This is a genomic window from Stenotrophomonas sp. SXG-1 (genome assembly GCF_014083965.1).
Lineage (GTDB): Bacteria > Pseudomonadota > Gammaproteobacteria > Xanthomonadales > Xanthomonadaceae > Stenotrophomonas > Stenotrophomonas geniculata.
Map to the genome: position 1 here is coordinate 2,807,346 of NZ_CP046588.1, position 23,942 is coordinate 2,831,287.

Consider the following 23,942-nt stretch of genomic DNA (forward strand, 5'->3'; position numbering starts at 1 on the left):
GGATGGATGGATGAATGGCAGCCAGGGCCGTAGAAACGAAAAAGCCCCTGTTTCCATGGGCTCTTTGAAACAACTGGCGGAGAGAGTGGGATTCGAACCCACGGAAGGTTTGACCCTTCGCCGGTTTTCAAGACCGGTGCCTTAAACCGCTCGGCCATCTCTCCAATCGGGTCCCGGTCGCCCGGGCAGCGGCGTATTCTCGCACGTGAAGGGCATTTGCCCAAGACCACCCTTGCTCCCGCCCTTCGCATCCGGCACGGTGGGGCCTTCACTGCAATCGGAGCCCCCATGGCCCACCTCGATCTGGCCAACCTGCGCACCACCCTGCTGGACGACACCCAGCTGGCCGCAGTGGCCCTGCACCGCGCTTTCGCTGGACACCTGCCGGTCAGCAGCGGGCACGTGGTGGTCTGCGATCCGCTGGTGCAGGCCGAGGCGCCGGCGCTGGCCGACTACACCGCCCCGGTGGGTCGGCATCCGGTCGAGATCATCGTGCACAGCGGCCGCCCGGCGCTGGCCGTGGTCTGGTTCAAGCCCCGCGAAGCCCTCACTGCGTCTGCCCTGCACTGGCAGATGGCGCGCTGGACCACGCAGGACCTGACCGGACTGGATGAGGACAGCTTCATCGGCTACCCGGTCGACGCCGGCATCGGCTGCTTCATGGATACCGACACCCAGCAGGCACTGCTGGCCCTGATCGAACGGGCCGATGGCGACGAAGGCGGCGAGTGGTCGGATGCGCTGATCGACCATGATGGCCTGGACGAAGGCACCGAATACCGCCCCTGGGGCGAGGACTCACCGCATGGCCTGGTCGTATTCACCAGCGGCTGGGGCGACGGCGTTTACCCCAGCTACTGGGCGCTGGATACTTCCGGCATTCCAGTCGCTCTGGTCACCGATTTCCTGTGCATCCAGGGCGGAGACGGGCGCGACGAGCGCGAGATCGCCGACCAGGCCTATCGCGACAGCCTTCCATCCGAAGAGGCTGAAGCGCTGGCACGGCTTGTAGCGGCGGTGGAACGCGATGATGCGAACGCACTGCGCGACCTGCTGAAGGCTGCGCCACAGCGCGCCAACCAGATCGAGCCTGGTTGCGGCGGCACCGCCGTGTTCGAGGCGATCCGTCTGGACCGTCCAGAGGCATTGCGGGTACTCCTGCAGGGCGGCGCGTTGCCGGCAATGCCCGAGCGGCTGCACATGAGCAAGGTGACCAGCTACCTGGACTATGCGCGCTTCCTGAAGAAGCCACGCAGCGCGGAGCTGATGGCAGTACTGGAAGCGCCGGTCATAGCCGAGCCCACACCGGCCGCACCGCCGCAGCGCGGCTTCTGGGTCCGGCTGTTCGGCCGGAACTGACCGGGGCCGGAAAGCAGCAACGCCGGGCATGGCCCGGCGCTACCGTTTCACAGATTGGCGGTGCAGTTGCGGGCAGGTGCCTCAGCCCGCATCCACCGCCAACGCGCCCAGCGCACTGGCCTTGATCCGCTCCTTGGCCTTTTCACAGGCGCCACCGCAATCCAGGCGCGAGGCCTCCAGTTGCGGCGGCAGATGTTCGGCCAGGAAGTCGATGAACACGCGTACCGCCGGCAGCAGGCCGCGGCGCGAAGCGAACACGGCATGGCACACGCCCTGCGGCAGCGACCAGTCCGGCAGCACCACTTCCAGCTCGCCGTTACGCACCGCATCGGCGCACACAGTCTCCGGCAGCATGGTGATGCCGAAGCCGTCCTTCACCATGCTCTGCAGCAGCGGGAAATCGAAGCCGGCCACGCGTGGCTGCAGGTCGACCCGGCGCACTTCGCCTTCCGGCCCATGCAGTTCCCAGCGCTGGCGCGCTTCGTCTTCGCTGATGCTGAGGGTGACGTGCTGGGTCAGCTCTTCCGGGTCCTTCGGGCGGCCAGCGCGGTCCAGGTACTTCGGGCTGGCCACCAGCAGTTCCTGCACCTGTCCGAAGCTGCGCATCACCAGGCTGCCGTCGTCGTCCAGGCGCGAACGCACGCGCAGGGCCACGTCATAGCCTTCATTGATGATGTCCACGCGGCGGTTGCTGATGTTCAGCTGCAGGCGCACCTTCGGGTACTGCTCAAGGAACTTGGGCAGCAGCTTGGGCAGCTGCATCTGCGCCAGCGACACCGGCACGCTGGCGCGCACCACGCCGCGCGGTTCCGCACTGAGGCGGTCGACCACTTCGCGGGCGGCCTGCGCCTCGGCCAGCATCGTCTGCGCGTGGCGGTGCACGCTGGTGCCGACGTCGGTCACGGCGAAACGGCGCGTGGAGCGCTGCAGCAGGCGCACGCCCAGGTCGGTCTCCAGCTGGCTGATGCGGCGACTCAGGCGCGACTTGGGGATGCCCAGCGCACGCTCGGCGGCGGCAAATCCGCCGTGGTCGACCACCATCGCGAAGTAGTACAGATCATTCAGGTCATGCATGCCCGAGTTCCATATCTAGAACAATACGTGGCATTCAAACACCTTTATCCCGCCTTTGCAACAACCTATCGTTCTCTCCGTCGGCGGGGCCACCCCGCCCCTCCCTCCCAGAACATAGGTGACTGCCATGAAGCTTCTGCATCTCGACGCCAGCGTGCTTGGCGAGAACTCCGTCTCCCGCCACCTGACCGCCGCCGTGGTGGCCCGCTTCAAGCAGCAGATCGAAGGCCTGCAGATCGATTATCGCGATCTTGACGCCAATCCGGTACCGCATCTTCGCAGCAGCTCGCTGGCCAAGGCGGACGCGGCCGAAGCCGCCGATGCTGAACAGGTGCTCGAGCAGTTCCTTGCCGCGGACATCGTGGTGATCGGCGCGCCGATGTACAACTTCAGCATCCCGTCCACACTGAAGGCCTGGATCGACCGCGTGGCCGTGGCCGGGCGCACCTTCAAGTACACCGAGAACGGCCCGATCGGCCTGGCCGGCGGCAAGCGCGTGATCGTGGTCAGCAGCCGCGGCGGCATCTACACCGATTCGCCGGCCGACTTCCAGGAACCGTTCCTGCGCCAGACGTTCGCCTTCTGGGGCATCAACGACATCGAGTTCGTACGTGCCGAAGGCATCGCCTACTCGCCGCAGCACCGTGAAGACGCCATCGCTGGCGCGTTGGCGGCCCTGCCGTCGCACGAAGCGGCTGAAGCCGCCGCTGCATAAGCGTTCCAGCGTTCGGCACCCCTCTCTCCTCGTCTGGGCGCTGAACGCGGGCCGGGATCCCCTCCCCCATCCCGGCCCACCCTGGCGGCCCCGCTTTGCGGGGCCGCTTTTCTGTGTCTGGCCCGAGGGCTCGCCATCCACGCACGGCGTGGATCTACTGCACGTGTGCGTGGATTCGGTGCCATGCGCGGCGCTCACCAGAACGTTAGGCTGGGGCCATGAACTACATCGTGACCACTGCACACCGCAGCGAATTTCCGCACCCGATCACCCTGCGCCGTGGCCAGGCGCTGGTGGTGGGCGAACGCTATGAAGGCCCGGAGGGCTGGGACGACTGGTTCCTGTGCGAAGCCGAAGGGCAGCAGCCCGGTTTCGTGCCGGCGCCCGTGATCGGTCGCACTGCGCAGGGTGACGCGTTTGCCACCGAGGATTACTGCGCACGGGAGCTGGATGTGGATCCCGGGCAGGTGCTGCGTGGGCAGCGCACGCTCAATGGTTGGGCGTGGTGCGTGCCGGAGACCGGCGAAGCGGGATGGGTGCCGCTGGAGAAGCTGCGGGCCATGCGGTAATCGCGGGGTTCATCCACGCATGGCGTGGATCTACTGAGGCATCGGTGAATTCATGCCGGGCGCGTGCAACATCCTCCAGTAGATCCACGCCATGCGTGGATTCGGTGCCATGCAAGCATGGCCCCCCCCAGAGCCACAGCGGTGCCATGCATGCATGGCACCCACCCGATCAGAGAATCAGGCGATGGTTTCCAGCCCACCCATGTACGGGCGCAGCGCTTCCGGCACGGTGATGCTGCCGTCGGCGTTCTGGTAGTTCTCCATCACTGCGATCATCGCGCGGCCAACCGCCACGCCCGAGCCGTTCAGCGTGTGCGCCAGTTCCGGCTTGCCGGTGGCCGGGTTGCGCCAGCGCGCCTGCATGCGGCGGGCCTGGAAGTCACCACAGTTCGAGCACGAGGAGATCTCGCGATAGGTTTCCTGCGACGGCAGCCAGACTTCAAGGTCGTAGGTCTTGATGGCCGAGAAGCCCATGTCGCCGGTGCACAGCAGCACCTTGCGGTACGGCAGGCCCAGCTTCTCCAGCACCACTTCGGCGCAGCGGGTCATGCGCTGGTGTTCGGCGTCGCTGTCTTCCGGGCGGCAGATCGAGACCAGCTCGACCTTCTCGAACTGGTGCTGACGGATCATGCCGCGAACGTCGCGGCCACCACTGCCAGCCTCGGCACGGAAGCACATCGAGTGGGCGGTCATGCGCAGCGGCAGGCGCTCGGCCTCGACGATCTCGTCGCGCACGATGTTGGTCAGCGGCACTTCCGAGGTCGGGATCAGGTAACGCGTGGAGTCGCCCACGGCGGTCTTGAACAGATCGTCCTCGAACTTCGGCAGCTGGCTGGTGCCACGCAGTGAATCGGCGTTGACCAGCAGCGGCACGTTGGTTTCCTCGTAGCCGTGCTCACCGGTGTGCAGGTCGACCATGAACTGGGCCAGCGCACGGTGCAGGCGCGCGATCGGGCCGCGCAGCACGGTGAAGCGCGAGCCAGACAACTTGGCCGCGGTCTCGCCGTCCAGCCAGCCGTTGCGGGCGCCCAGTTCGACGTGGTCGAGCACCTTGAAATCGAACTGGCGCGGGGTACCCCAACGTGCCTGCTCGACGTTGTCGTTCTCATCGGCACCGGCCGGCACGTCATCGGCCGGCAGGTTCGGAATGCCCATCGAGATCGCTTCGATCTTCTCGCGCAGCTCGTCCAGCGCCACTTCCGAGGCCTTCAGCTCGTCGGCGAAGGCAGCGACCTCGGCCATGATGGCCGAGACGTCCTCGCCCTTGGCCTTGGCCTGGCCGATGGCCTTGGAACGGCTGTTGCGCAGGCTCTGCAGCTCCTGGGTCCGCACCTGGATGCGCTTGCGATCGGCCTCCAGGGACTCCAGGGCAGACACGTCGAGCTCGAAGCCGCGGCTGGTGCGCAGGCGTTCGGCGAGGTCGGCGGGCTGGTGGCGGAGCAGGGCTGGATCAAGCATGGCAGGTGTCGTGGTGGGTATCAGGGATGGGATTATCGCTTGTTATACGGATTTCTGCCGCCCGGTTCATTCCCGCCGTGGCAGAATCGGGCCATTCCGTACTGGTCCGGTCCATGTCTGCACCCCGCTCGTCGTCCGCCAAGTCGTTCACTGTGCATATCCCGCGCAACGCCCTGAAGATCGCCGGCATCGCCTTCGGCGTGGGCGTACTGCTGTTCGTGCTGGTCTGGCTGACCGGTCGCGACAAGGAGTTCTTCCGCGCCGATCCTGCCGCCCAGACACCGCAGGAAACCGCCCAGATCGAGCCCCTGCCGGAGCCGTTGGCCGCTGCGGCCGGTTCCAGCGACATGCCCGATGCCAAGCCGGCCCCGGTAGAGGAAGAAGCACCAAAGCTGGTCGAAACCGCTCCACCGCCGCCTGCCCCCATCGCTGAAGCAGCCCCGGCCGCACCGGGCCCTGCGCCGGCGGCCACCGGCAACAGCCAGCCGATGCCGATTGCCGGCCAGTCGCCGCCGCCGTCGTACCCTGCCGCCGCCCTGCGCGCCGGCGAAACCGGCACCGTGGTGGTACGCGTGGATGTAGACGCCACCGGCTATCCCAACAACGCCACGGTGATCCAGCGCAGTGGTTCACGCGACCTCGACCGTGCCGCCACCGACGCCGTACGCCGTTGGCGTTTCACCCCCGCGCAGAGCAACGGCCAGGCCGTCCCCGGCAGCATTGAAGTGCCGTTCGACTTCAAGACCCAGTAACTGAACGCTTCCCGGCAGGCAAACTGAACCCTGCCGGTGGCGTTGACGCAACGCTGACACTTCTCGTCCGTGGCTCGCGCAAAACTTCCCACGTCGTCCATTGACGGAAGGAGTTAGCGATGACTGCCACCACCCACGAAGACCTTCATTCGCCGCAGCTGCAGGAAGATTCCAGCCTGCAGCACAAACCCACGTCACCCTGGATGTGGATCGCGCTGATCGTGGCGATGTTTGCGGCCGCCCTGCTCTGGCTGCGTCATTCGAACCAGGAAGACGTGGCACCGGCGCCAGTCGGTGAGCGCATGTTGCCAGCCCCCGAGCAGGCCGCGGTGACGGATACAGCGGCCCCTGCCGCGCGCCATGCAGCCCCGGCTACTGCTTCGCGGAAGGCCGCGCCGGTGGTGCGCAATCGTGAGGCCCGCCCGCTGGCCAGCAACCGCATGCCCACCTACCCCGCCGCCGCGCTGCGCAGTGGCGTAGAGGGCAGCGTGATCGCCAGCCTGAGTGTCGATACCCGCGGCAATGTCGCTAATGCTGCGATCGTTTCGCGCAGCGGCGAGCGCAGTCGTGATCTGGATCGCGCGGTGCTGAACACCGTGCAGAACTGGAAGTTCCAGCCGGCGATGCACGAGGGCCGTGCCGTCGCCAGCGTGGTGCGGGTCCCGGTGGATTTCCGTACCGAGCAGCGTTGATCGCGGACGAGGGGTTCGTGATGTTTAGACGGAGGCTTCGGCCTCCGTCCTTTTATGCGGAAAAGCGTGCCAACCGAGGTTGGCACCTACCGGATGAGGTGAGCGCGCCAACCGAGGTTGGCTTCTACCGTGCAATGCGATCCGCCGGGCGTGGCCCGGAGGTTGCTGTGACGATCAGGCCAGGTTGAACCCGGCGCTGCGGGCCAGGCCATCGAAATCCGGGAAGGACGTGGCGACATTGGCGATATCGTTGATGCGCACTTCGCCGTCACTGATCTGGCCGGCGATGGCGAACGCCATGGCGATGCGGTGGTCACCGTGGCTTTCGATGGTGCCGCTGCCCAGGCGAACGCCACCATGCAGGGTGGCGCCGTCTTCGGTTTCGTCCACCTGCATGCCCAGCGCGCGCAGGCCGGTGGCCATCGCCGCAAGGCGATCGGATTCCTTCACCCGCAGCTCGGCGGCGCCACTGACCACGGTCCGGCCTTCGGCGGCTGCAGCCGCCACGAACAGCGCCGGGAACTCGTCAATCATGTCCGGCACCAATTCCTCCGGAATGCGTGCCCCCTTCAGCGGGGCGTAGCGCACCACCAGGTCTGCCACCGGTTCACCGCCCTGCTCGGCAGGATTCTCTTCGGTGATGTCCGCCCCCATCAGGCGCAGCGCGTGCAGCAGGCCGGTGCGGCGCGGGTTCAGGCCGACCTGCTTCAGGCGCAGCTCGGAGCCGGGAATGATGCTGGCCGCCACCAGGTAGAACGCGGCCGAGGAAAAGTCTGCCGGTACCACGATGTCGGTGGCGCGCAGGCGCTGGCCGCCACGCAGGCGGGCCTTGCCGGGCGAGAATTCGATGTCCACGCCGAACGCCGACAGCATGCGTTCGGTGTAGTCGCGGGTCGGGTGCGGCTCGACAACGCTGGTTTCGCCCTGTGCGTACAGGCCTGCCAGCAACACCGCCGACTTGATCTGCGCGCTGGCCACCGGCGAGGCGAAGTCGATGCCATGCAGCGTCTGGCCGCCATGCACGTGCAGCGGCGGCGTGCCGTCATCCTGGGTATCAATCCTCGCGCCCATCTGCGACAGCGGACCGGTAACACGGCGCATCGGGCGGCCCGACAACGATTCATCGCCGATCAGCGTGCAGTCGAATGCCTGGCCTGCCAGCAGGCCGGCCAGCAGGCGCATGCCGGTACCGGCGTTGCCGCAGTCCAGCGGTGCGCTGGGTGCCTGCAGGCCGTCGATGCCGACGCCGTGCACGATGCGCTGCGACGGGCTGGGGGTTTCGATGCGCACGCCGAGCTGGCTGAAGATGCGCGCCGTGGCGCGGGTGTCTTCGCCTTCCAGGAAGCCCTCGATATGCGAGGTGCCATCGGCCAGCGCGGCGAACATCACCGAGCGGTGCGAGACCGACTTGTCGCCGGGAATGGTCAGGCTGCCCTGCAGCGGCTGGCCCTTGCGGGCAATCCAGTGTTGCGCGTTGCTCATCGTTCGATCATTCCGTAAACACCGGCAGCGCCGGCGATGCATCAGGGAGCGGCGGCTGTTGCCGCCGCAGCAGCACTCAGGGCACGGCCACCGGGTAGGAGCCGAGCACCTTGATCTGCGCCGAGTGCGCTTCCAGTTCGGCCAGGGCAGCCTGCATCGGCGCGTCGTCGATGTGGCCCGCCAGGTCGATGAAGAAGCCGTACTCCCACTTGCCGTGGTGCGACGGCCGCGACTCGATGCGGTTCATGCTGATGCCGTGGCGGGCGAACGGGCTGAGCACGTCGAACAGCGCACCGGGCTTGTCATGGATGAACACCAGCACCGAGGTGCGGTCGTGGCCGGAGGTCGGGAAGATGTTGCGACCCACCACCAGGAAGCGGGTGGTGTTGTCGGCATCGTTCTGGATCGGCTTGGTGACCACCTTCTTCAGGCCGTACACGTGGCCGGCGCTCTCGCCACCAATGGCCGCCGCATCATCGGCGTTGCGCGCGCGACGCGCGCCTTCGGCGTTGCTGGATACCGGAATCTTCTCGGCCTTCGGCAGGTTGGCGCGCAGCCACGCCGAGGTCTGCATGAACGACTGCGGGTGTGCGTAGATGCGCTCGATGTCCTCGAGGCGGCCGCTGCGCGACATCAGGTACTGCTGCACGCGCAGTTCCACTTCGCCACAGATCTTCAGGTTGGAGGTCAGGAACATGTCCAGAGTGATCTGGATGGTGCCCTGCCCCGAATTCTCCACCGGCACCACGCCGAAATCGGCGTTGCCCGCTTCCACTTCCTGAAACACCTCCTCGATGCTGGCCATCGGCAGGCCCAGCGCGGAGCGGCCGAAGTGCTTGAGCACCGCCTGCTGGCTGAAGGTGCCTTCCGGGCCGAGGTAGCCGATCTTCAGCGGCTCCTGCTGGGCCAGGCAGGCCGACATGATCTCGCGGTAGACGTGCACCAGCAGTTCATCGCTGAGCGGGCCTTCGTTACGGTCCACCACCATGCGCAGCACCTGCGCTTCGCGCTCGGGGCGGTAGTAGTCGACGGCGGCGGCGAGCTTGCCCTTGGCCTTGCCGACCTGGTGGGCGAAGCGCGCGCGCTCAGCGATCAGGTTCTGGATGTCACGGTCGATCTGGTCGATCTTCGAGCGCACATCGGCCAGCGCCAGCGGCGCCAGGGTAGGCGCCGGATTCGACGCGGCCTTGGACGTGCTCTTGCCCTTGGCCTTGGTGGAGGCGCTGTCCTTGGCCGGTTCGGCCTTCTTCGGCGCCTTCTTGCTGGATTTGCTGCTTGCCATCGGAGTTCCTTGTTGCGGGGCACGCACCCGACGGTGCGCGCCGTTCATTGCTCAACCGTGACGCTGCTGGAAATCAGCCATGAAGGCGACCAGCGCCTCGGCCCCGGCCAGCGGCATGGCGTTGTACAGCGAGGCACGGATGCCCCCGACCACCTTGTGTCCCTTCAGCGCCAGCAGGCCGGCGGCCTTGGCTTCGGCGACGAAGCGGGCATCGAGCTCGGCATCGGGCAGGAAGAACGGGATGTTCATCCGCGAACGGGCCGCATGTGCGACTTCATTGCGGTAGAAGCCGCCGGAGCCGTCGATGGCGCCGTACACCAGCGCGGCCTTGGCGGCGTTGCGCTTGGCGAACTCGGCCACCCCACCTTCTGCCAGCATCCACTTGAACACCAGGCCGGCCAGGTACCAGTTCCAGGTGGGCGGCGTGTTGAGCATCGAATCGCGGGCGACGTGCGAGCGGTAATCGAAGATGTCCGCGCGCGGCTGGCCACTGCGCTCGAGCAGGTCGCGGCGGATGATCATCACCGCGATGCCGACCGGGCCGAGGTTTTTCTGCGCGCCGGCGTAGATCACGCCATAACGGCGCACATCCAGCGGTTCGCTGGCGATGGACGAGCTGAAGTCCGCGATCAGCGGAACGTTGCCGGTGTCGGGCACATCACGGAACTCGACGCCGTGGATGGTCTCGTTGGCGGTGATGTGCACGTAAGCCGCATCGGCCGAAAGCTGCCAGTCCGCGCGCGGCGGCAGCGTGCGGTAGCCATCGGCCTCGCTGCTGGCGGCGAGGTTGACGTCCACGTAGACCCCGGCCTGCTTGACCGCGGTCTTGCCCCAGTGGCCACTGACCACGTAATCGGCACGTTGGCCGGGGGCGGCGAAGTTGAGCGGGATCAGCGCCTGCTGGGTGGTCGCACCACCGGACAGGAACAGCACCGCATAGTCGTCGGGGATGTCGAGCAGGCGTCGCAGATCGGCTTCCGCCTCGGCAGCCACGGACATGAATTCCGCGCCGCGATGGCTCATTTCCACGATGGAGGCACCGGAACCGTGCCAGTCCAGCATTTCCGCCTGCGCCTGGCGCAGGACCGATTCCGGCAAGGTTGCAGGGCCGGCACTGAAGTTGAACGCGCGCGTCATGTCACACCTGTGGGGCAAGACCCCTAGTATGCCGCAGTGCACCAGCCTTGCGGCCTTGTGGCGCAAGGGAAATTTGGTTTCATTGGAATCCATTGGCCACCCGCATGGCGCCGGTAGTCGCCGACCTTGGTCGGCGTACGCCGTCAGGCGTCATTCCCGCCGAAGGAGCGTGCCGACCAAGGTCGGCACCTACCGGAAGCGAGTGGGCACACGCCGGGGGGGGTAGCGTCGGGCCATGCCCGGCGGATTCAGATCAGCGCGCGCCGAACCAGAGCAGCAGGCTGAGCAGCGCGGCCAGCAGCAGCGCACTGACCAGCAGCCACGGCCAGCGCCGGACCTTGCGCGGCACGGCCGGCAGCACCGGCGCCTGCTCGGCGTCCTGGCTGGACTCGTCTTCATCCGGCAGCGGGCGCCGGCGCGGGTCATGCGGCACTTCCAGCACGAACCGGTGCTGGCCATCGAACACGACCTGGTCGCCCGCCTGCAGCCAGCAGTGGCGCACGGCCACACCGTTGACCCGGGTGCCGTCGGCACTGCCCAGGTCACGCAGCAGCACGCGCTCGCCGTGCACTTCCACACGGGCGTGCTGTTCGGCGAAGGCCGGTTCATTGATCTCGATGTCAGCGTCGCCGCCGCGGCCGATCAGGCGGGACCGCGACAGCGTGAAGCTGCGGCCATGGTGCAGGCCACCGACACCGCGCAGCAGGCGCTGCTGCTCATCGGAGCCGTCGTCGTTCTTCGGCGCAGGCGCCTGCAGCAGGCTCTCGACCTCGCCCTGCAGGACCATTTCCACGCCGTCCACATACACCGCATCGCCGGCACGCAGCAGCGCCATGCGCCGCACCGGGCGACCGTTCACATGAATGCCGCGGATACCGTTGCCGACCTGCAGCCAGAGGCCGCGATCATCCACGCAGAACTGCGCCAGCAGCAGGGCACCGTGGCCGGCATCGCCGAGCCGCACACTGCCGTTGGCCTGGCGCACGATGCGTTGCACCCCGGGCCGCAGCGGCTGGTCGGGCTGTTGTTGCTGACTGAAGTGGACAAGCAGGTTCTGCACGCGGCGCAGCCTAGCAGGTTGGCCGCCAACGAAGAAGAACCCACGATGAGTGCTTGGCGCGGAGGCCCTCGATGCGCACAATGCTCGCCCTCATTGATCATCCCCGCCCTGCGCCAGGAGCCTGCATGTCCACCATCGATGTCCGCCACGCCCACGCCCTGCCCGACGCACAGGCGCGCGCCGCGATCGAACAGGTTGCCGCCAAGTTGTCCGAGCGCTTCGGCCTGAAGTCGTCCTGGACTGCCGACGTACTGAATTTCTCCGGCAGCGGCGTGGACGGTGCGATCGAACTGCAGCCGGGCGCCGTGCGCGTGACCGCCAAGCTGGGCTTCCTGCTGTCGGCGATGAAGGGCATGGTCGAAGGCGAGATCCAGCGCGTGCTGAAGGAAAAGCTGGGCTGAACCCCGGCGGCGGCCATCACGGCCGTGCAACGCCAACGCGCGCTACTCTCGGGGGCAGGCCCAACTCCCACGGGAAGTGCGATGAACCAGTACGAAAACGATGACCGCCGCAACGACGACGCCTCGTTCGGTGACCAGGCCGAGCGCTTCTCGCGCAAGCTGAGTGACTCGGCGCAGCAGGTCTGGCTGGCCGGCCTGGGCGCTCTTGGCCGTGCACAGGCCGAAGGCAGCCGCTTCTTCGACGGCCTGGTGAAGGAAGGCGAAGCCTGGGAAGCCCGCCGCCGTGAACGCAACGGCGAACAGGGCCCGGGCTGGCGCGACAACGTTGAAACCTCGCTGGACGAGGCCCGCGAGAAGGCCTCCGGCACCTGGAACAAGGTTGAAAAGGCGTTCGACGATCAGGTGCAGGGCGTACTCAAGCGCCTGCACGTACCCACCGCCGACGAGGTGACTGCGCTGGAGGCTCGCATCGATGCCCTGCAGGCGCGCCTGGCCAAGCTGGAGAATCGCGACGCCTCGGGCACTGATGCACCTGCACCGGGCAGCCATCAGTCGCCAGGCAGCGTGCCCTGACCGGCCATTGTTGCAATGCAATAAATTTTGATTGACAATCGCGAGCAACCCGCCAATCGCTTCGGCTGCCGTTTGTTCCCTCCCCTCACGGCTTCAGGATTGGCGGGTTTTTCGTGCCTGCGGTATTCCGAACTGCGCGTTCCATCACGCTTCCTGTCAGGAACATCCTGACTCAGCGGCACGGCGCGACCTTTACACTGTCGCCTTCGCATTCGCCCCTTCCGCGCACCTCCTGCATGCTCCCTTGGATCCTGGCCCTGCTGTCGGCCCTGTTTACCTGTTCCCTGGCCGTTGTCTATCTGTGGTGGATCAAACGGCGGCAGAAGGAGATGCAACTCGGCCTGCAGGCCCTGGCTGGCATGCACTGGCGCGAATTCTCGGTACTGGTCAAGCGCATGCTGCGCGAGCAGCGCGGCCTGCGCGAACTGGATGACCCAGGCGAGGAATCCCGTGAGCCCAGCAGCGATTTCCTGCTCAGTGACGGCCCCAACAGCTGGCTGGTGTCGTGCAAGCACGGCCTGGCCTACCGCATCGGCACCGCTGCAGTGAACGAACTGGGTGCAGCCGCGCGCCTGGCCGGCGCCAAGGGCGGCGTGCTGCTGACCGAAGGCCGGATGGAACGCGACGGCCGCAGCGCCGCCGAGAAGCAGGCGGTCGAGGTACTGGACGGCCCGCGACTGTGGCCGCTGCTGCAACCCTATCTACCGGCGGAAATCGAAACCCGTGTGCGCGCCAGCGCCCGCCATGAAGCCCTGCGCCGGATCGCCATTGCCGCGCTCGGCGCGGTCACGCTGGGCCTGCTGGTGGGATTGAGCCTGCAAGGGCTGCACGTGCAGGACGCCCCGCCCGTTGCCGAGGTGGCGGTCGCCCCCGCGCCGGTTGCGCCTGCGGTTGAAGCGGCGCCCGAACCGGCGCCGGCCCCCGCCACCATGCCGCCGGCCGCTACGCCTGCACCGGCCGCGCCCTCAACCGATGCGCGCAGCAACCCCAACCCGGATGCCGCTACGCTGGAGCGCTTCCAGGCCGATCTGTCCCGTGCCTTGGCCGGCAAGCCCGGCATCGCCAGCGGTGTCTGGTTGACCCGGCAGACGCTGGCGATCAACCGCACCGGCGAGCTGGACGCGGTGTGGCCGCTGGTCTGCGAGGAAGTGCTGCACTACCCCGCCCTGCGCAACGTGCGCATCCAGCTCAATGCCCGCCCCGGTGTGGATGAGCCGGTGCGCTGGCGCCAATGCGCCACGTATTGATGGGGCAGCATCCACGCATGGCGTGGATCTACCAGGGATTCACACGCGTCGGATAATCCCAACCGGGATTCAGTAGATCCACGCCATGCGTGGATACGCCTCTAGCGCGCCCCAGGCGCGAAGCGCGCAACCAGGTCCCAGGCATCGCCGAGGAACACCTGGCGCACGCGGGTGATCGGCTGCTCACCGCGCCAGGTCAGGCGCTCGATCACCAGACAGGCGGTACCGGGCTTCACATCGAGCAGCTTGGCGGTGACAGCATCCGCGCCCCAGGCACTGATGCGGTGCTGGGCGCGGGTCCACGACACGTTCTGCAGCAGCCAGCTGCCCGGCGCGGTGGTGCTGAAATCGACCTCCAGCACCTCGGGCACGCCGACGGGGCTGATCAGGCGATGCTCCAGCGCCAGCGGGCGGCCATCGGCCAGGTGCAGGCAACGCATCGCCAACAGCATTTCGCTGCCGGCCAGTTCCACTTCGCCGGCATTGCCCACTTCAGCCAGGCGCAGCTCGCGCTGCAACAGCGTGTAGCCGTACTGATGCCCGCGCGAACCGACCTCCATCGCAATGTCCGGAATTTCCAGCGCCACCTGCTCCAGGTGTGGCGGCTGTCGCGCCACGAACGAACCCGCACGACGGCGACGTTCGATCATGCCGCTCTCGGCCAGCGCGGTCAGCACTTTGTTCACCGTCATCCGCGAGCAGCCGTACTGCTCCATCAGCTCGTGTTCGTACGGAATGCGGAAGCCCGGCGCCCATTCTCCGCTGAGGATGCGGCTTTCCAGATCGCTGCGGATACGCTGGTTGAGCGTGGCGGACTTGCTGGCCTTCACGTAATGGGGTCCCGGTGGCGGAGGCGATCAGCCCAGCACGCCCTTCAGGGCGGCGGCGAAGGCGGTGGTGATCGCCTCGCGCTGCAGGTGGCGGCCCTCGGCCACGCATTGGCGGCCATGGCGCCAGACCGATCGCAGCGCGCCATTACGTGCGGCGAACACCCAGCTGTCAAGCCATGCGTCATCCTGTCGCGCCTGCAGCGCCGGGTGCGCGGCGTCCAGTTCGACCAGATCGGCACTGGCACCGACCTGCAGGCCAGCGGCCACGCCCAGCGCCTGCGACCCACCGTGCAGTGCGCCTTCGAACAGGAAGCGGCCGGTGCTGCGGGTGGCGTCCGGGGCCAACACATTGCGCCCACGCAGGGTCAGGCGTTGGCCGTATTCGAGCAGGCGCAGTTCTTCGGCGGCATCGATCAGCACGTTGGAATCGGAGCCGACACCGAAACGTCCGCCCTCGCGCGCGAACGCCTGCATCGGGAACAGACCGTCGCCCAGGTTGGCTTCGGTGATCGGGCACAGGCCGGCAACCGCCTGGCTGGCCACGATGGCAGTGCGCTCGTCGTCGGTGATGTGGGTGGCGTGCACCAAGCACCAACGCGCATCGACCGGTGCGTGGTCGTACAGCCACTGCACCGGGCGCTGGCCGCTCCACGCCAGGCAGGCCTCGACTTCACGCACCTGCTCGGCGATATGGATGTGCACCGGTCCGTCGGTAAGCGGCAGCAATGCACTCAATTCCTCGCCGGTGACCGCGCGCAGGCTGTGCGGGGCGATGCCGAGCACTGCATCCGGCAGCGCGGCCAGTGCCGGCTTGGCGGCATCCAGCAACTGCGCGAAGCCGTCCACATCGTGGATCAGGCGACGCTGAGCGGGATTCGGCGCTGCCCCGCCGAAATCGGCATGCGCATAGAACACCGGCAGCAGGGTCAGGCCGATGCCGGTCTGATCGGCCGCCGCCGCGATCCGCGCACTCATCTCGGCGCGGTTGGCATAGGCGCGGCCGTCGGCATCGTGGTGCAGGTAGTGGAATTCGCCGACGCGGGTGAAGCCGCTTTCCAGCATTTCCATGTAGGCCTGGGCGGCGATGGCCTGCACCGCGTCCGGGCGCAGATGGGCCAGGAAGCGGTACATCAGTTCGCGCCAGCTCCAGAAGCTGTCACCGTCACCGCCGCCGATCTCGGTCAGGCCGGCCATGCCGCGCTGGAAGGCGTGGCTGTGCAGGTTGGGCAGGCCCGGCACCAGGATGCCGACGCGGGTGTCGCCGTCCTGCGCGCCCTGCCCCGTGCTGATCGCGGTGATGCGGCCGTCCTGAACCTGCAGGCGGACATCACGGGCCCAGCCCTCGGCCAGCAAGGCGTGGGCGGCATGGAAACAGTGCGGGGAACGCGAATCGGACATGGCTGGACAACCCGAAATGGACACCTATATTGTATAGACATATAAGCACAGCCGCGTTGTGGATGCCATGCACGTCGATACCCTCTGGTCCAACGTTCACCTGATCACCCTCGATGGCGAGGGCCTGGGTGTCATCCGCGATGGCGTGCTGGCCTGCGCCGACGGCCGCATCGTCCATGTCGGCCCGGCCGGCAGCGACGCCCACCTGAAGCCGACCACCCGCATTGACGGCGAGGGCCGCTGGATATCGCCGGGCCTGATCGACTGCCACACCCACCTGGTCTACGCCGGCAACCGCGCCAACGAATTCGAGCAGCGCCTGCAGGGCGTGAGCTATGCCGAGATCGCCCGTGCGGGTGGCGGCATTGTTTCCACGGTACGCGCCACCCGCGCCGCCTCGCCAGAGCAGCTGGCGCACGAGAGCCGCCCGCGCCTGCTGGCGATGCGCGCCGAAGGCGTGACCACCATCGAGATCAAGTCCGGCTACGGCCTGACCCTGGCCGACGAGCGCAAGCAGCTGCAGGTGGCACGTGCATTGGGTGAGGAATGCCGGGTCAACGTGGTGACCACCTTCCTCGGCGCGCACGCGATCCCGCCGGGCCGCGAACCACAGGAGTACACCGACGAGGTGTGCAACGTGATGATCCCGGCCATCGCCGCGGAAGGCCTGGCCGAAGCGGTGGATGTGTTCTGCGAGAACATCGCCTTCTCGCCGGCGCAGGCGCGGCAGGTCTTCGAAGCGGCGCGCGCGCATGGGCTGGCAGTGAAGATCCACGCCGAACAGCTGAGCAACCAGCATGGCGCCGAACTGGCCGCCAGCTTAGGTGCACTCTCGGCCGACCATATTGAACATCTGGATGACGCCGGCATCGCCGCGATGGCCGCCGCCGGCACCGTGGCCGTGCTGCTGCCGGGCGCCTTCTACTTCACCCGCGATACCACCCTGCCGCCGATCGCTGCATTGCGCGCGGCCGGCGTGCCGCTGGCGCTGGCCACCGATAGCAACCCCGGCACCTCGCCGCTGACCAGCCCGCTGCTGGCGATGAACATGGGCGCCACCCTGTTCCGCCTGACCGTGGACGAATGCATCGCCGGCTTCACCCGTGAAGCGGCGCGCGCACTGGGCCATGGCGAGCGTATCGGCCGCCTGGCCGTCGGCATGGACTGCGACCTGGCGATCTGGGACATCGACGCCCCCGCCGACCTGGTCTATCGCATTGGATTCAACCCGCTGCACGCGCGCGTGGTGCGCGGGCAGCCCGACCTGCCTGCCTCCTGGAGCAACACATGAGCAACACCCTGGTTCTTCGCCCCGGCCATGTCACTCTCGCCCAGTGGCGGCAGGTCTATCGCGGCGCGCCGCTGGCACTGGATCCGGCCGCGCTGCCGCTAGTGCGCGCCAGTGCTGCTGCAGTCGCCGCCATCGTCGCCAAGGGTGCGCCGGTGTATGGCATCAACACCGGCTTCGGCAAGCTGGCCAGCGTGCGCATCGAGCGCGAGGACCTGGCCACCCTGCAGCGGAACATCGTGCTCTCGCACGCTGCTGGCGTGGGCGAACCGATGCCGGCAAGCGTGGTGCGGCTGATGATGGCGCTGAAGCTGGTCAGCCTCGCGCAGGGCGCTTCCGGCGTGCGCGAGGAAACCCTGCGGCTGCTCGAAGCGATGCTGGTCAGGGGCGTGCTGCCGGTAGTGCCGGCGCAGGGTTCGGTCGGCGCCTCGGGCGACCTCGCGCCGCTCTCGCATCTGGCCAGCGTGATGCTGGGCGTCGGCGAAGCGTTCATTGGTGACGAACGCCTGCCCGCAACCGACGCACTGGCGCGTGCCGGCTTGCAGCCGATCGAACTGGGCGCGAAGGAAGGCCTGGCGCTGCTCAACGGCACCCAGTTCTCCACCGCCTACGCGCTGGCCGGCCTGTTCGAGATCGAAACCGTGTTCCAGGCGGCACTGGTCACCGGCGCGTTGTCGGTGGAAGCGGCCAAGGGCTCGGACACCCCGTTCGATCCGCGCATCCATGCCATCCGTGGCCAGCGCGGGCAGATCGCCACAGCGGCCACGCTGCGCACCCTGATGCAGGGCTCGGGCATCCGCGAGTCGCACCGTGACAACGACGTACGCGTGCAGGATCCGTACTGCCTGCGCTGCCAGCCGCAGGTGATGGGCGCAGCGCTGGACATCCTGCGCCAGGCCGCGACCACCCTGGAAATCGAAGCCAACGGCGTGTCCGACAATCCGCTGGTGTTCACCGATACCGGCGAAGCACTGTCTGGCGGCAACTTCCATGCCGAGCCGGTGGCCTTCGCCGCCGACATGCTGGCGATGGCGGTGTGCGAGATCGGCTCGATCAGCGAGCGCCGCCTGGCGATGCTGGTGGACCCGGCGCTGTCCGGCCTGCCGGCGTTCCTGACCCCACGCCCGGGCCTGAATTCCGGCTTCATGATTCCGCAGGTGACTGCCGCTGCGCTGGTCTCGGAAAACAAGCAGCGCGCCTACCCGGCCAGTGTTGATTCGATCCCGACCTCGGCCAACCAGGAAGACCACGTGTCGATGGCCGCACACGGTGCGCGGCGCCTGATGCAGATGGCCGAGAACGCGGCCAACGTGATCGGCATCGAACTGCTGGCCGCGGCGCAGGGCTGCGACTTCCATGCGCCGCTGCGCTCCAGTGCCGCGCTGGAAACCGTGCGCGCCACGCTGCGTGCGCAGGTGCCGACGCTGGAAGAGGACCGCTACTTCCATCCGGACATGGTGACCGCCACGAATCTGGTGCGCAGTGGTGCGCTGGCGCAGGGCCTGGCCGACCTGCTGCCAACCGTGGAACCGCAGGCATGAATACCCATCCCGACTGGCTGACGGTGCACGAGGGCGACGCCCCCCTCATCGTCAGCTTCCCGCATACCGGCAGCGAGCTGCCGCACGACCTGATCGGCGACTACCACTCGCCGTGGCTGGCACGCCGCGATGCCGACTGGTGGGTGCACGAGCTGTACGACTTCGTGCGCGGCATGGGCGCGACCACGGTTCGCTCGGCGATCTCACGTTCGGTGATCGACCTCAACCGCGATCCCAGCGGTGTGTCGCTGTACCCGGGCCAGAACACCACCGGCCTGTGCCCGCTGACCACCTTCGACAACCAGCCGCTGTACCACGCGGGCCGCGAGCCGGATGACGCCGAGATCGCGCGGCGCCGCGACACGTATTTCCTGCCCTACCACGATGCGCTGGCCGCACAGATCACCCGCCTGCGCGCGCAGCACGGTACGGTGGTGGTGTACGACGCGCATTCGATCCGCTCGCATATTCCGCACCTGTTCGATGGCGAGCTGCCGCAGTTCAACCTCGGTACCGCCGGGCCGTCCGGCGCACCCGACACGTCCTGCGACAACGCCTTGAGCGATGTGGTGGAAAACCTGCTGAAGATCAGTGGCATGAGCCAGGTGCGCAACGGCCGCTTCAAGGGCGGCTGGATCACCCGCCACTACAGCAACATCGCCGGCGGCGTGCACAGCCTGCAGATGGAGCTGGCCTGCCGTGGCTACATGCACGAACCCCTGCCGGACCAGGTGGACGAACACAGCTGGCCCACCCCGCTCGACCCCGACCACGCCGCACCACTGCGCCACACCCTGGCGCAGGTGCTCAATGCCTGCCTTGAATTCGCTACGAACCGGAGCGCCGCATGACCCGCAACGACCCGTCCCGCACCATCGCCGCGCCGACCGGCACCACGCTCAACGCCAAGAGCTGGCTGACCGAAGCGCCGTTGCGCATGCTGATGAACAACCTGCACCCGGACGTGGCCGAGCGGCCGCAGGAGCTGGTGGTGTACGGCGGCATCGGCCGCGCCGCGCGTGACTGGGAGAGCTTCGATGCCATCGTCGAAACGCTCAAGCGCCTGGACGACGACCAGACTCTCCTGGTGCAGTCGGGCAAGCCGGTGGGTGTGTTCCGCACCCATGCCGATGCACCGCGCGTGCTGATCGCCAATTCCAACCTGGTACCGCGCTGGGCCAACTGGGACCACTTCAACGAGCTGGATAGGAAGGGCCTGGCCATGTACGGCCAGATGACCGCCGGCAGCTGGATCTACATCGGCGCGCAGGGCATCGTGCAGGGCACCTACGAGACTTTCGTGGAAATGGGCCGCCAGCACTTCGGTGGCGACCTGACCGGGAAGTGGCTGTTCACCGGCGGCCTCGGCGGCATGGGCGGTGCACAGCCGCTGGCTGCCGTGATGGCCGGCGCCTCCTGCCTGGCCGTCGAGTGCCGCAAGAGCAGCATCGACATGCGCCTGCGCACCGGCTATCTGGACACCTGGACCGACAATCTTGACGAAGCGCTGCGCCTGATCGAGGAGTCGTGCAAGGCCGGAACGCCGAAGTCGGTGGGCCTGCTCGGCAACGTTGCCGACGTGCTGGCCGAACTGCTCAAGCGCGGCGTGAAGCCGGACCTGCTGACCGACCAGACCTCCGCGCACGACCCGGTGAACGGCTACCTGCCGCAGGGCTGGACCGTCGAGCAGTGGGACGAGAAACGTGTCTCCGCCCCCAAGGAAGTGGAAAAGGCTGCGCGTGCCTCGATGGCCAACCACATCCGCGCCATGCTCGGCTTCCACGCGCTGGGCGTGCCGACCGTGGACTACGGCAACAACCTGCGGCAGATGGCGCTGGAAGAAGGCGTAGCCAATGCCTTCGATTTCCCGGGTTTCGTGCCGGCGTATATCCGCCCGCTGTTCTGCCGTGGCATCGGCCCGTTCCGCTGGGCGGCGCTGAGCGGCGATCCGGAAGACATCGCCAAGACCGATGCCAAGGTGCAGGAGCTGATTCCGGACAACCCGCACCTGCACCGCTGGCTGGACATGGCTGCCGAGAAGATCAAGTTCCAGGGCCTGCCGGCACGTATCTGCTGGGTCGGTCTGGGTGATCGTGATCGACTCGGCCTGGCGTTCAACGAGATGGTCGCCAACGGTGAACTGAAGGCGCCGGTGGTGATCGGCCGTGATCACCTGGACAGCGGCAGTGTGGCCTCGCCGAACCGCGAGACTGAAGCGATGGCCGACGGCTCCGATGCGGTCTCCGACTGGCCGCTGTTGAACGCCCTGCTCAACACCGCCAGCGGCGCGACCTGGGTGTCGCTGCACCACGGCGGTGGCGTGGGCATGGGCTTCTCGCAGCATGCCGGCATGGTGATCGTGTGCGATGGCACCGAGGCAGCGGCGAAGCGGATTGGCCGCGTGTTGTGGAACGACCCGGCGACCGGCGTGATGCGCCATGCCGATGCGGGCTATGAGATCGCGATCGACTGCGCGAAGGAGAAGGGGCTGGATCTGCCGGGGATTCTCGGCTGATCGCAGGGGTGCCGGCCACTGGCCGGCACTACCGCAAGGCACCTGTAGAGCCGAGCCATGCTCGGCTCAGTGCTTCCAGGGTCACGACGCCTGACCGGAAGGCAGCCGAGCATGGGCTCGGCTCTACATGATTCGACTTGATCGGATCACTTCCGGGCCAGCGGTTTAACATCAATCGCATAGCGTGGAAACGCAGGTGTGGCGAACTCCCTGAGCATGTGCAGGTGCGGCTGAATCTTTAGCTTGCGCACATTCTCAATGGTGAATTCTCCGCCGCAAACCAACGCTGGCTCAAAGCCAAACATCTCATCCGCCAGCAAGTTCCCACAAGTGTTCACAGCCCTATCGAAGAGCAGTTCTTCATCCCCATCCATCAGATCAAAATCGTCGAGCTCCGCACAGGCGAAGAAGGCCTTGATGCCACCGTCCTGTCGTGCAAGAGACTTCGGCCTCAAACAGTTCTGAAGAGCAAACACTTCACTGCTGACTGGATCGATGTTCAAGCCCGCACCTGATGCTTCGCCGCACAGGTAGAGGCGTCCAAACCCGCTTCTGGCAAACACATGGTAGGTATCGATCTGTGTAAATGGAGTACCGGCCAACCACGCGCGCATCAGGCCGTCGTAGTCCTCGGGATTCACCGTCCACAGGCGTCCGTTGCCATAGTTCGCCCATCCATCCCGACGCCAATAGCTCAAGAGCGATTCGGGCAAGATGCCCGTCCACTTGGAGAAGCTGGTCTCTGGCACCGGATCGTGTTCAGTTGCCTCTCCGAAGCTCTCGATGAAGAGCGCGAAATCCTCATCCCCCTCCATTAACCCTCCCATGCAAGGCTATCTCGTCGGTTTGGACTGAGGCGTTCTTATATCTGGTGCCTCATCCGTCGCGAAGAGCTGTTTACGACAGGCCATTGGAAATTCACGCATTCACATAGGCGCCCGCCTCCGCTTGACCCGTCGACCGCCGCTGAGCAACATGCGCCATCACCGCTGATGGATCACCGCGATGTACCGCACCTTTGCTGCTGCATTGCTCTGCGCCCTGTTCGCTGCTCCACCCGCTTCTGCGCGTGGGCTCCCCGTCGGCCTCTCTTCACAGCTCGAAGCCCAACTGCAGACCAACCGCAAGCGCTACGGCATCGCCGGGCAAGCGGTGCTGGTCGCCCACAACGGACAGGTGCTGTACCAGGGCGCCAGCGGCGAGCGTGACCCGGCCTCCCACGCACCGGCCACCGTCGATTCCATTTTCGCCGCGCAATCGATGGCCAAGCTGCTGACCAGCACGCTGGTGATGCAATTGGTCGATCAGGGCAAGGTGGATCTGGAGGCGCCGGCAAGCCGCTATGTTCCGGGCCTGCCGACTGCATGGCAGGCAATCCACGTGCGCGACTTCCTCAACCACAGCTCGGGTATCGGCGAGTACTACGACCGGGTGGAGAACCGCTGGGTCAGCAAGGGCTACACCGGTGTGGCGCCTGATCTTGCCGCTGCACTGAAGGTCGCCGCGACCGCGCCGATGCAGTTCGCCACCGGCAGCCGCGTGCAGTACACCCAGGCCAACTACCTGGTGCTGACGGCGTTGCTGGAAGCGCACTACCGCAGGCCCTACCCGGCCATCGCACGCGAACGCATCCTGCAGCCTTTGAAGATGGCCAGCACCTCGTGGGGTGTCACCAGCGTGCCAGCCACGCGCGCGGCGGTGCCGTACATCGGCAAGGACGGCCAACTGCAGCCGGCCAATGAAGACCCTTGGCCGGACTACGGCTGGGGCCATGCCGATCTGCAGACCACCGTGGGCGACATGAACCGCTTCCTGCAGGCACTGGCCACCGGCAAGCTGGTGCGCACGGCGACCCTGGAAGAACTCTGGCAGCCGCAGAAACTGAGCGGTGGCGGCAGCAATTTCTTCTCCACCGGCTGGGACACCACCCGCAGCGACGGCTACACCCAGGTCGGCCATGATGGCGGCACCCGTGTACGTGCGCGGCTGGCCTACAAGGGCACGCTGGCCAGCGGCTACTGGGTATTCGTTTACCTGACCAACGGCAGCGCCCGCAATGTCTGGTCGAGCACGCTGGTGGAATGCACGATGGCGGTGGCCGCGCCGAAGGAATTCCCGCATGCGGTGTTGTCCGAGCGGTTGATCGGCTATGCGCTGGATGACAGCGCCGATGCGAAACCGCTCATGCGTAGCTGGCTGCGCGACAGCAATGGCGTTCCCACCGGCGAACTGGAACGTGCGATCAATGGTGATGGCTACGCCATCCGCGAGAGTCTGGGTGCCAGCAAGGCACTGAAGGTGTTCGCGCTCAACGCCGAGCTGTATCCGGATTCGGCCAACGCGTGGGACAGCCTGGCCGAGTGCCATGCGGCGCTGGGCGATGCAGATGTTGCCAAGGCGCTGTACGCGAAGGCCAAGGCGCTGGCGAAGCCTTCGCCGTAAACCCTGCTGTAGAGCCGAGCCCATGCTCGGCTGCTCTTCGTGGCGATCGCAGAGAACCCCCGCTGCGCGCGATAGCCGAGCGTTGGCTCGGCTCTACAGGGCCACCACAGGTGGCCATACGCAGGTG

General features: G+C 66.9%; 22 protein-coding genes and 1 tRNA gene. 13 read left to right on the forward strand and 10 right to left on the reverse strand.

All coding sequences use genetic code 11. From position 1 onward, the window contains the following. Positions 1-74: 74 nt before the first annotated feature. Positions 75-164 (reverse strand) — tRNA-Ser (locus GOC52_RS12930). A gap of 124 nt (positions 165-288) precedes the next feature. Here GOC52_RS12930 and GOC52_RS12935 point away from each other — a divergent pair. Then, the gene (locus tag GOC52_RS12935; RefSeq protein WP_049455434.1) at positions 289-1,359 is read left to right on the forward strand and encodes a DUF4241 domain-containing protein; all 1,071 of its coding nucleotides are present in this window, start codon (positions 289-291) and stop codon (positions 1,357-1,359) included. Positions 1,360-1,440: 81 nt separating this feature from the next. Here GOC52_RS12935 and GOC52_RS12940 read toward each other — a convergent pair whose 3' ends face one another. Further along, the gene (locus GOC52_RS12940; RefSeq protein ID WP_005410175.1) at positions 1,441-2,433 is read right to left on the reverse strand and encodes a LysR family transcriptional regulator; all 993 of its coding nucleotides are present in this window, start codon (positions 2,431-2,433) and stop codon (positions 1,441-1,443) included. A 127-nt stretch (positions 2,434-2,560) separates the two neighbouring features. On the opposite strand from GOC52_RS12940, the gene GOC52_RS12945 reads away from it, so the two are divergent. Together GOC52_RS12945 and GOC52_RS12950 are read left to right on the forward strand one after the other, a co-directional pair. Next, positions 2,561-3,148: an FMN-dependent NADH-azoreductase gene (locus GOC52_RS12945; RefSeq protein WP_010480565.1), complete on the forward strand. Its 588-nt coding sequence runs from the start codon at positions 2,561-2,563 to the stop codon at positions 3,146-3,148. 218 nt (positions 3,149-3,366) lie between these two features. Beyond that, the gene (locus tag GOC52_RS12950) at positions 3,367-3,717 is read left to right on the forward strand and encodes an SH3 domain-containing protein (RefSeq protein ID WP_191849604.1); all 351 of its coding nucleotides are present in this window, start codon (positions 3,367-3,369) and stop codon (positions 3,715-3,717) included. A 177-nt stretch (positions 3,718-3,894) separates the two neighbouring features. On the opposite strand, the gene serS is transcribed toward GOC52_RS12950, so the two are convergent. After that, positions 3,895-5,175 (reverse strand): serine--tRNA ligase, encoded by a 1,281-nt coding sequence (gene serS, locus GOC52_RS12955; protein WP_010480564.1) that lies wholly within the window; start codon positions 5,173-5,175, stop codon positions 3,895-3,897. A 113-nt stretch (positions 5,176-5,288) separates the two neighbouring features. Between serS and GOC52_RS12960 the strand changes: the two genes are divergently transcribed. Beyond that, positions 5,289-5,927: an energy transducer TonB gene (locus GOC52_RS12960; RefSeq protein ID WP_171954495.1), complete on the forward strand. Its 639-nt coding sequence runs from the start codon at positions 5,289-5,291 to the stop codon at positions 5,925-5,927. A gap of 119 nt (positions 5,928-6,046) precedes the next feature. Further along, positions 6,047-6,619 carry an energy transducer TonB gene (locus GOC52_RS12965; protein WP_191849605.1) on the forward strand — a complete coding sequence of 191 codons (573 nt, stop codon included), beginning with the start codon at positions 6,047-6,049 and terminating at the stop codon, positions 6,617-6,619. A 174-nt stretch (positions 6,620-6,793) separates the two neighbouring features. Here the strand turns inward: GOC52_RS12965 and aroA are convergent, their stop codons facing one another. The 4 genes from aroA to GOC52_RS12985 all read right to left on the reverse strand — a co-directional run bounded on the left by aroA (position 6,794) and on the right by GOC52_RS12985 (position 11,580). Next, positions 6,794-8,101: a 3-phosphoshikimate 1-carboxyvinyltransferase gene (gene aroA, locus GOC52_RS12970; RefSeq protein ID WP_191849607.1), complete on the reverse strand. Its 1,308-nt coding sequence runs from the start codon at positions 8,099-8,101 to the stop codon at positions 6,794-6,796. Between the two features lie 76 nt (positions 8,102-8,177). Further along, positions 8,178-9,383 carry a prephenate dehydratase gene (gene pheA, locus GOC52_RS12975; RefSeq protein ID WP_019337283.1) on the reverse strand — a complete coding sequence of 402 codons (1,206 nt, stop codon included), beginning with the start codon at positions 9,381-9,383 and terminating at the stop codon, positions 8,178-8,180. 51 nt (positions 9,384-9,434) lie between these two features. Then, positions 9,435-10,520 (reverse strand): 3-phosphoserine/phosphohydroxythreonine transaminase, encoded by a 1,086-nt coding sequence (gene serC, locus GOC52_RS12980; protein WP_053443257.1) that lies wholly within the window; start codon positions 10,518-10,520, stop codon positions 9,435-9,437. 253 nt (positions 10,521-10,773) lie between these two features. Then, a complete protein-coding gene (locus GOC52_RS12985; RefSeq protein ID WP_010480552.1) occupies positions 10,774-11,580 on the reverse strand; it encodes an FHA domain-containing protein in 807 nt (268 codons plus the stop codon). A gap of 125 nt (positions 11,581-11,705) precedes the next feature. On the opposite strand from GOC52_RS12985, the gene GOC52_RS12990 reads away from it, so the two are divergent. From GOC52_RS12990 to GOC52_RS13000, 3 genes are all read left to right on the forward strand, one after another. Further along, positions 11,706-11,981 (forward strand): polyhydroxyalkanoic acid system family protein, encoded by a 276-nt coding sequence (locus tag GOC52_RS12990; protein ID WP_005417302.1) that lies wholly within the window; start codon positions 11,706-11,708, stop codon positions 11,979-11,981. Between the two features lie 81 nt (positions 11,982-12,062). Beyond that, a complete protein-coding gene (locus tag GOC52_RS12995) occupies positions 12,063-12,554 on the forward strand; it encodes a phasin family protein (protein WP_010480542.1) in 492 nt (163 codons plus the stop codon). 236 nt (positions 12,555-12,790) lie between these two features. Further along, the gene (locus tag GOC52_RS13000) at positions 12,791-13,801 is read left to right on the forward strand and encodes a restriction endonuclease (RefSeq protein WP_126560124.1); all 1,011 of its coding nucleotides are present in this window, start codon (positions 12,791-12,793) and stop codon (positions 13,799-13,801) included. A 101-nt stretch (positions 13,802-13,902) separates the two neighbouring features. Here the strand turns inward: GOC52_RS13000 and hutC are convergent, their stop codons facing one another. Next, positions 13,903-14,631 carry a histidine utilization repressor gene (gene hutC, locus GOC52_RS13005; protein WP_053443259.1) on the reverse strand — a complete coding sequence of 243 codons (729 nt, stop codon included), beginning with the start codon at positions 14,629-14,631 and terminating at the stop codon, positions 13,903-13,905. A gap of 27 nt (positions 14,632-14,658) precedes the next feature. Beyond that, on the reverse strand, positions 14,659-16,029 hold the full coding sequence (locus GOC52_RS13010) for a formimidoylglutamate deiminase (protein ID WP_053443260.1): 1,371 nt from the start codon (positions 16,027-16,029) through the stop codon (positions 14,659-14,661). Positions 16,030-16,096: 67 nt separating this feature from the next. Between GOC52_RS13010 and hutI the strand changes: the two genes are divergently transcribed. From hutI to hutU, 4 genes are read left to right on the forward strand one after another with little or no spacing between them, the layout of a single operon-like run. Continuing rightward, the gene (gene hutI, locus GOC52_RS13015) at positions 16,097-17,320 is read left to right on the forward strand and encodes an imidazolonepropionase (protein WP_126560122.1); all 1,224 of its coding nucleotides are present in this window, start codon (positions 16,097-16,099) and stop codon (positions 17,318-17,320) included. Further along, complete coding sequence (hutH, locus tag GOC52_RS13020; protein WP_126560120.1) at positions 17,317-18,858, forward strand: histidine ammonia-lyase; 1,542 nt, start codon at positions 17,317-17,319, stop codon at positions 18,856-18,858. Before hutI ends, hutH begins: the two co-directional genes overlap by 4 nt. Next, positions 18,855-19,709 (forward strand): N-formylglutamate deformylase, encoded by an 855-nt coding sequence (hutG, locus tag GOC52_RS13025; protein ID WP_019337290.1) that lies wholly within the window; start codon positions 18,855-18,857, stop codon positions 19,707-19,709. The genes hutH and hutG overlap by 4 nt, the downstream gene beginning before the upstream one ends. Then, the gene (hutU, locus tag GOC52_RS13030; protein WP_043398557.1) at positions 19,706-21,373 is read left to right on the forward strand and encodes a urocanate hydratase; all 1,668 of its coding nucleotides are present in this window, start codon (positions 19,706-19,708) and stop codon (positions 21,371-21,373) included. Before hutG ends, hutU begins: the two co-directional genes overlap by 4 nt. A 146-nt stretch (positions 21,374-21,519) precedes the next feature. Here the strand turns inward: hutU and GOC52_RS13035 are convergent, their stop codons facing one another. After that, complete coding sequence (locus GOC52_RS13035; protein ID WP_019660338.1) at positions 21,520-22,188, reverse strand: GAD-like domain-containing protein; 669 nt, start codon at positions 22,186-22,188, stop codon at positions 21,520-21,522. Between the two features lie 190 nt (positions 22,189-22,378). Between GOC52_RS13035 and GOC52_RS13040 the strand changes: the two genes are divergently transcribed. Further along, positions 22,379-23,815: a serine hydrolase domain-containing protein gene (locus GOC52_RS13040; protein ID WP_043398552.1), complete on the forward strand. Its 1,437-nt coding sequence runs from the start codon at positions 22,379-22,381 to the stop codon at positions 23,813-23,815. The last annotated feature ends 127 nt before the right edge of the window (positions 23,816-23,942 follow it).

Coding starts and splice junctions, on each gene's coding strand:
- GOC52_RS12990 (WP_005417302.1), top strand. CDS start 11,706: ATGTCCACCATCGATGTCCGCCACGCCCACGCCCTGCCCGACGCACAG.
- GOC52_RS12945 (WP_010480565.1), top strand. CDS start 2,561: ATGAAGCTTCTGCATCTCGACGCCAGCGTGCTTGGCGAGAACTCCGTC.
- GOC52_RS13010 (WP_053443260.1), bottom strand. CDS start 16,029: ATGTCCGATTCGCGTTCCCCGCACTGTTTCCATGCCGCCCACGCCTTG.
- GOC52_RS12965 (WP_191849605.1), top strand. CDS start 6,047: ATGACTGCCACCACCCACGAAGACCTTCATTCGCCGCAGCTGCAGGAA.
- GOC52_RS13000 (WP_126560124.1), top strand. CDS start 12,791: ATGCTCCCTTGGATCCTGGCCCTGCTGTCGGCCCTGTTTACCTGTTCC.
- GOC52_RS12935 (WP_049455434.1), top strand. CDS start 289: ATGGCCCACCTCGATCTGGCCAACCTGCGCACCACCCTGCTGGACGAC.
- GOC52_RS12995 (WP_010480542.1), top strand. CDS start 12,063: ATGAACCAGTACGAAAACGATGACCGCCGCAACGACGACGCCTCGTTC.
- GOC52_RS12950 (WP_191849604.1), top strand. CDS start 3,367: ATGAACTACATCGTGACCACTGCACACCGCAGCGAATTTCCGCACCCG.
- aroA (WP_191849607.1), bottom strand. CDS start 8,101: ATGAGCAACGCGCAACACTGGATTGCCCGCAAGGGCCAGCCGCTGCAG.
- hutH (WP_126560120.1), top strand. CDS start 17,317: ATGAGCAACACCCTGGTTCTTCGCCCCGGCCATGTCACTCTCGCCCAG.
- hutU (WP_043398557.1), top strand. CDS start 19,706: ATGACCCGCAACGACCCGTCCCGCACCATCGCCGCGCCGACCGGCACC.
- GOC52_RS13040 (WP_043398552.1), top strand. CDS start 22,379: ATGTACCGCACCTTTGCTGCTGCATTGCTCTGCGCCCTGTTCGCTGCT.
- GOC52_RS12960 (WP_171954495.1), top strand. CDS start 5,289: ATGTCTGCACCCCGCTCGTCGTCCGCCAAGTCGTTCACTGTGCATATC.
- hutI (WP_126560122.1), top strand. CDS start 16,097: ATGCACGTCGATACCCTCTGGTCCAACGTTCACCTGATCACCCTCGAT.
- GOC52_RS12940 (WP_005410175.1), bottom strand. CDS start 2,433: ATGCATGACCTGAATGATCTGTACTACTTCGCGATGGTGGTCGACCAC.
- pheA (WP_019337283.1), bottom strand. CDS start 9,383: ATGGCAAGCAGCAAATCCAGCAAGAAGGCGCCGAAGAAGGCCGAACCG.
- serS (WP_010480564.1), bottom strand. CDS start 5,175: ATGCTTGATCCAGCCCTGCTCCGCCACCAGCCCGCCGACCTCGCCGAA.
- serC (WP_053443257.1), bottom strand. CDS start 10,520: ATGACGCGCGCGTTCAACTTCAGTGCCGGCCCTGCAACCTTGCCGGAA.
- hutG (WP_019337290.1), top strand. CDS start 18,855: ATGAATACCCATCCCGACTGGCTGACGGTGCACGAGGGCGACGCCCCC.
- GOC52_RS13035 (WP_019660338.1), bottom strand. CDS start 22,188: ATGGAGGGGGATGAGGATTTCGCGCTCTTCATCGAGAGCTTCGGAGAG.